A 5,123-nucleotide genomic window follows, 5' to 3' on the forward strand; every position below is an offset into this window, starting at 1 on the left:
GCTTTATAATGCTAATAATGTGGGTGCTGATTTTAGTTAGAATTTTCTAATAATCATCAATACAAAGAAATAAGGCGCTTTTTAGCGCCTTATATATACCCAAGCCACCTCAAGATGCAGAATTCAGCGTTTCACAGGTGCTTAGTATCAAGGCGTTACTTTGCAAGAATGGCATCCCCTTTTAAGAAGTAACAACGATGAGAGTAAGTGCCTGTGAAGCGCCCAGAGGGTTGGTTTAAAAGCGATTTATACTGCGTTATTGATTTTAACAATAGAACCACTATTACTTGCAATCAATGCCTTGCCTAAATCGCTTTTAATTCCAACTGAAACTCGCATCTTGAGGTGGTTTGGGTATACGGAATCATTTACGACGACTAAAGCCTGCAAGAGCTAATAAAGATAGCATCCACGCAAGACTCCCACCTGAGCTACTACTATCATTGTCTGAAGAGTTATCTTCATCAATTAGCGTGTTCTCTTTTGGTGATAAAGAAGCAGACGAATTCGGATCATCATCAATCACAGTCACACTGTTAATGTAAAATAAGTTTTCACCACTGAAACCTGATGTTGTATCTGGGCACTGCTCTTCATTAAGATTTACTACTGGGATTTCTCCACAATGAACTAAAGAGGTGATTTGTTCTAAAACATCCATACTCTGTACAGTTACTTCACCAAAAACAGTAAAACCACCATTTTGTAAGTCGAGGTTAGCGCTGTTATCTTTTAAATTGAAAAACCACTGACTTGTCGCACTATTAGCATTACCACCAAGCTTGGCCATTGCAATGGTACCTTTAACATTCGACAGCTCTGGCTCATTGGTAATAGCGTCAGCAGTTTCTATCGCCTCAAAATCAGTATCAAACTTAAAACCACCACCTTGCAATACAAAGTTATCAACTGAGCGATGGATAACCGTACCGTCGTAGCTGCCATCTGCAACATAGTTTAAAAAGTTTTCAACGGTAATAGGTGTGTGTTGATCATAAAGGTGAACAGTAATACTGCCCAGATCTGTCTGCATTTCAACAATAGTAGCATTGGCTGTAAAACAGCTAGCCAATAAAGCTGTTGAAAGTAGATGTTTTTTCATTGTTTATCTTTCCTGATAATTTTTATTATATAACTGCAAGAAGCTTAAACAAAATAGACAGACGCTTAAATAGCAAACAAAACAGTTACACAAAACGCGCCAAAGCAATTACATCTCAGTTACATTAATTTACACCATGTATTCATTATGGTTGTAAAAAATTTAAAGAATAAATCAAAATCGTCTTATCAAATAGGCTCAGTTTGTTAGTATCTGCACGACAACAATGAACACACAGGAATGAACCATGGCGAATGAAGAGAACGCAATATGCGATTTTGGCCTACACCAAGGTGAGCCTTATAGTAAGTTACCCGCTAGTTTTTTAAATTGGATGGTCGGCAATAATCATCAAAAGTCTCATTACGCAGAACAAGAACTACAACGCAGACAACTTGCCGCAACAGGACAACTGAATACAGAAAATAGCGACAAAAGTTTATAAAAGACATTTAATTTAAACTTAAGTCGTTTAAACTAAGCGCATAATTAACCTACTGCTCTATTCAGGCAAACAATTATGCGCTTTTTTTTACTAACATCGCTACTGGTTACCCTAACCGCATGTAGCTCCTCTTCTAATAATACTGATTCAGCCCAATATTTAACTCTGCTTCATACTAATGATAACCATGGTCGTTTTTGGCATAACGAACAAGGTGAATATGGCATGGCTGCTCGTAAGACTTTAATTGATCGACTAAAAGCCGAAGCCAAAGCACAAGGTCATGCTGTTTTACTGCTTTCTGGTGGCGATATCAATACGGGTATTCCAGAGTCTGACTTACAACACGCGGAGCCCGATTTTAAAGGTATGTCGGTAATTGGTTATGATGCCATGGCAATTGGTAACCATGAGTTTGATAATCCACTGGCAGTACTTGATCAACAACAAAAATGGTCAAACTTCCCTTTTCTATCAGCAAATATCATCGATAAAACAACCGGTGAAACTCGTTACCAAGGCTATAAAATCTTTGAAAAGAATGGACTTAAAATTGCTGTAATCGGCTTAACCACCACAGATACCGCTAAAATCGGTAACCCGCAATATATCGGTGGTCTAGAATTTAAAGACCCTACAGACGTTACTGCAAAGTTAGCTCCAGAAATTGATAAACAATACAACCCAGATATTACCATCGCTGTTACTCACATGGGTCACTATGTTGATGCTAACTTTGGTATTAACGCACCCGGTGATGTGACTATGGCGCGCAATTTACCAAAAGGGATGCTTGATATTATTGTTGGCGGTCATTCACAAGAGCCTGTGTGTATGAAAGAAGCCAATGTTGCTGACAAAAGCTTTATGCCAGGTAAAGAGTGTAAGCCTGACCAACAAAATGGTACTTGGATCATGCAAGCCCATGAGTGGGGTAAATATGTTGGTAAAGCAGAATTCAAATTAGAAAACGATGAATTAACTTTGCTCAATTACTCTCTTATTCCGGTAAATCTTTATATCGATGATGAAAACGGTAATAAAAAGCTAGCGGCTGAGTACATTGAACCAAACAAAAACTTACAAGACATCCTTGCGGTTTATCAGCAAAAAGGTGCAGCACAAATTGCTGGTAAAATAGGTAACGTGGATGCAAAACTTGAAGGTGATCGCAATAAAGTACGCTATGAGCAAGTAAACTTAGCACGCGTTATTATTGCTGCACAAATGCAGTCAGTGGGTGCTGATTTTGGTTTGATAAGCGGTGGCGGTATTCGCGATAGCATTCAAGCAGGCGATGTAAGTTATAAAGATATTTTAAAAGTTCATCCTTTTAAAAACCGTATCACCTATATTGATATGACAGGCCAAGAGCTATTTGACTACTTACAAGTTGTTACTTCTTTCCCACCTGATTCAGGTGCCTACTTACAATATTATAAGCTAAGCTTTAAACGCATTAACGACACTTTATCTGATGTTAAAATTGCTGGAAAGCCACTTGATATGGCTAAAACTTATCGTATGAGCATTAACAGCTATAATGCCTCTGGTGGTGATGGCTATCCTACTCTTACCAATAAAAAAGGCTTTGTGAGTACAGATGATACAGATGCACAGGCATTAAAACGTTTCTTTGAGCAAAATAGTCCTGTTAAAGCGGCTGATTACGCCCCTAAATAAAGACTACTTAAATAGAAAAAGGGAAGTCAGTTACTTCCCTTTTTACTTTTAAACTAGATTACTTCCCAATGACTTCAATATCGGCAATCTCGATCGCTTTCAATCCGTAATGATGTAATCGAGAACGGGAGCCTTCACCATGGGCCTTAGGTGGATAATAGGTTTCTTTTATCTCAGGCTGCTCTTGCCAAACTTCATCAAGTGCAGCCCGAATTTCACTTAATGTTTTTTCTAAACTATTGGTAAAGTTTGGGCGCTTACGTATCGTGTGACCAAGCTCTACTAACCGGTAAAAATACTTGTTCGCTAAAGTCAGTAATTCTTCTGGTACATCTTTATTTTGATTAAGCACTACATCCGGATGTTCAATACAAAACTCAACCAATGCAAGGTAAAAGCAGAGCGGTTTATTAGCAAGCGCCACTGTTTTATCAACAGCACAGCTAGCGGCCAAGGTTTTATTTTGAAGATCGACTATCAATTTAGGCTTTTCTTCTGCCTGAACAGCAACTTCTGGTTCGTGTTTAGCTATTTGGATTTTAGTGCGTTCACTTATAAATAATAAATAAGTAAATGCAGCTGCAAATAAACACACCAAAATAAACACTGCGATATCATCTTTAGCAAATAAAGACGATGCCACAACAAAGCTAACCGTTAATGATTTTTGTGGTGCATGCAATTGCTTAGTGATTAAATCTGCACGAGCAGGATAATCAGAGATCCCCTCAATGGAGTAAACCATCACGCCTGAGTCAGCTAATTGTGCATTAAGACGCGCGATATAATTGAGTACCATATCTTTACTACCTGAATGCTTTAAAAAATCATCAGGTAAATTTAAATGGTTTAAATCAAGGGCAATGCGGTTTTCAACTTTTGCTAGAGTCAGGGCATCATTAGTTGTTGTCTTATAAGCTTTTGCTGTAATAAAGCTAGCAAATAAAACCAAGCAACAGCTTATAAATACTGCCCCATAAGCAAGTTTTACTCTAATTGGCAGCATTGCTATCCCCTACTTTCATTGTTTGCTGAGTCGACTCACATTCCCAAAAAGACTCAACATGATTAAAGTAATGAGAATTTTGATTGTGTGCCAATTGGGTTAACTGCGCTTGAACTGCACATAAAAGGTCGGTGTTTTCATCCTGCATTTTTAAATACCAACGACTACCACTTATATTGTCGCGTATAGGCGTAATGTAGTTTTTAGAAAAACGTTGCTGGTCGCTGTCTTGCCAATAAGAAGAAATTAAATCGACCTTACCACTTGCAAGAAGCTCTCTTAATTCAGTATGGGAACTTGCGTAAGTGATGTTTAGATTTTCAAGGTTGATATCTAATTTTTTAAATAATTGTTTAGGGAGAATGTGTCCAGAGCGGCTCGTTGGGTAATCAAGCAAACCAATACGTTTATCTAAAAAGTAGCTTTTTTCAATGCGTGGCTTTTCTTTACTAGAAATTAAATAAGCAGTGTAGTCAGGAAAGCCAACAACTGCTTGGTAGTTATAGGTTGACTCGGCCATAAAGGCATTAATCAAGTTTTCTTTAGCCAGGATCAAATCTGCAATCCCTTTACCTAAAAACTCAATTGTGTCTGAAGTTTTATAACCCCAATAAGAGGTGACCTTGCCGTATTGTTTACTAATGATGTCATCAGCGCACAAAGTTTTAGCTACATCCTCAGCCAATACTTTGCCTGATGAATACACCACCAACTCGTTAAGGTTAACCTCTGACTTAGTATCACATTGAAAAGACGTTTCAATAAATGCATCTATATCAGATACAGCCGGTTTGCCCTGCAAAATTCCGATATAAAAAAACAAAATAACTGCTAGAAACAAAAATGTAACAATCGACTATTTTTTTATTAGTATTGTTCTTAAATTC

Annotated in this window: 5 protein-coding genes; 2 read left to right on the forward strand and 3 right to left on the reverse strand. The window is 37.7% G+C overall.

What is annotated here, in order from left to right; all coding sequences use genetic code 11:
• Positions 1-364 precede the first annotated feature (364 nt).
• Positions 365-1,102 (reverse strand): peptidylprolyl isomerase, encoded by a 738-nt coding sequence (locus L1D51_RS20340; protein WP_239964672.1) that lies wholly within the window; start codon positions 1,100-1,102, stop codon positions 365-367.
• A gap of 247 nt (positions 1,103-1,349) precedes the next feature.
• On the opposite strand from L1D51_RS20340, the gene L1D51_RS20345 reads away from it, so the two are divergent.
• Both L1D51_RS20345 and ushA read left to right on the forward strand, forming a co-directional pair.
• Entirely contained in the window at positions 1,350-1,547 is a 198-nt protein-coding gene (locus tag L1D51_RS20345) for a hypothetical protein (protein ID WP_054563072.1), read from the forward strand.
• Positions 1,548-1,622: 75 nt separating this feature from the next.
• Positions 1,623-3,230, forward strand: coding sequence for a bifunctional UDP-sugar hydrolase/5'-nucleotidase UshA (ushA, locus tag L1D51_RS20350; protein ID WP_239964674.1), 1,608 nt, complete (start codon positions 1,623-1,625; stop codon positions 3,228-3,230).
• Between the two features lie 58 nt (positions 3,231-3,288).
• Here ushA and L1D51_RS20355 read toward each other — a convergent pair whose 3' ends face one another.
• Positions 3,289-4,236, reverse strand: coding sequence for a hypothetical protein (locus L1D51_RS20355; protein ID WP_054563070.1), 948 nt, complete (start codon positions 4,234-4,236; stop codon positions 3,289-3,291).
• Positions 4,223-5,059, reverse strand: coding sequence for a type 2 periplasmic-binding domain-containing protein (locus L1D51_RS20360; protein WP_425605556.1), 837 nt, complete (start codon positions 5,057-5,059; stop codon positions 4,223-4,225). Before L1D51_RS20360 ends, L1D51_RS20355 begins: the two co-directional genes overlap by 14 nt.
• Positions 5,060-5,123: the final 64 nt, after the last annotated feature.

Source organism: Pseudoalteromonas shioyasakiensis (assembly GCF_022398475.1).
Taxonomy (GTDB): Bacteria; Pseudomonadota; Gammaproteobacteria; order Enterobacterales; family Alteromonadaceae; genus Pseudoalteromonas.

Excerpts from the sequence above, each read along its gene's own strand:
- L1D51_RS20340 (WP_239964672.1), bottom strand. The coding sequence starts at position 1,102 with ATGAAAAAACATCTACTTTCAACAGCTTTATTGGCTAGCTGTTTTACA.
- L1D51_RS20345 (WP_054563072.1), top strand. The coding sequence starts at position 1,350 with ATGGCGAATGAAGAGAACGCAATATGCGATTTTGGCCTACACCAAGGT.
- ushA (WP_239964674.1), top strand. The coding sequence starts at position 1,623 with ATGCGCTTTTTTTTACTAACATCGCTACTGGTTACCCTAACCGCATGT.
- L1D51_RS20355 (WP_054563070.1), bottom strand. The coding sequence starts at position 4,236 with ATGCTGCCAATTAGAGTAAAACTTGCTTATGGGGCAGTATTTATAAGC.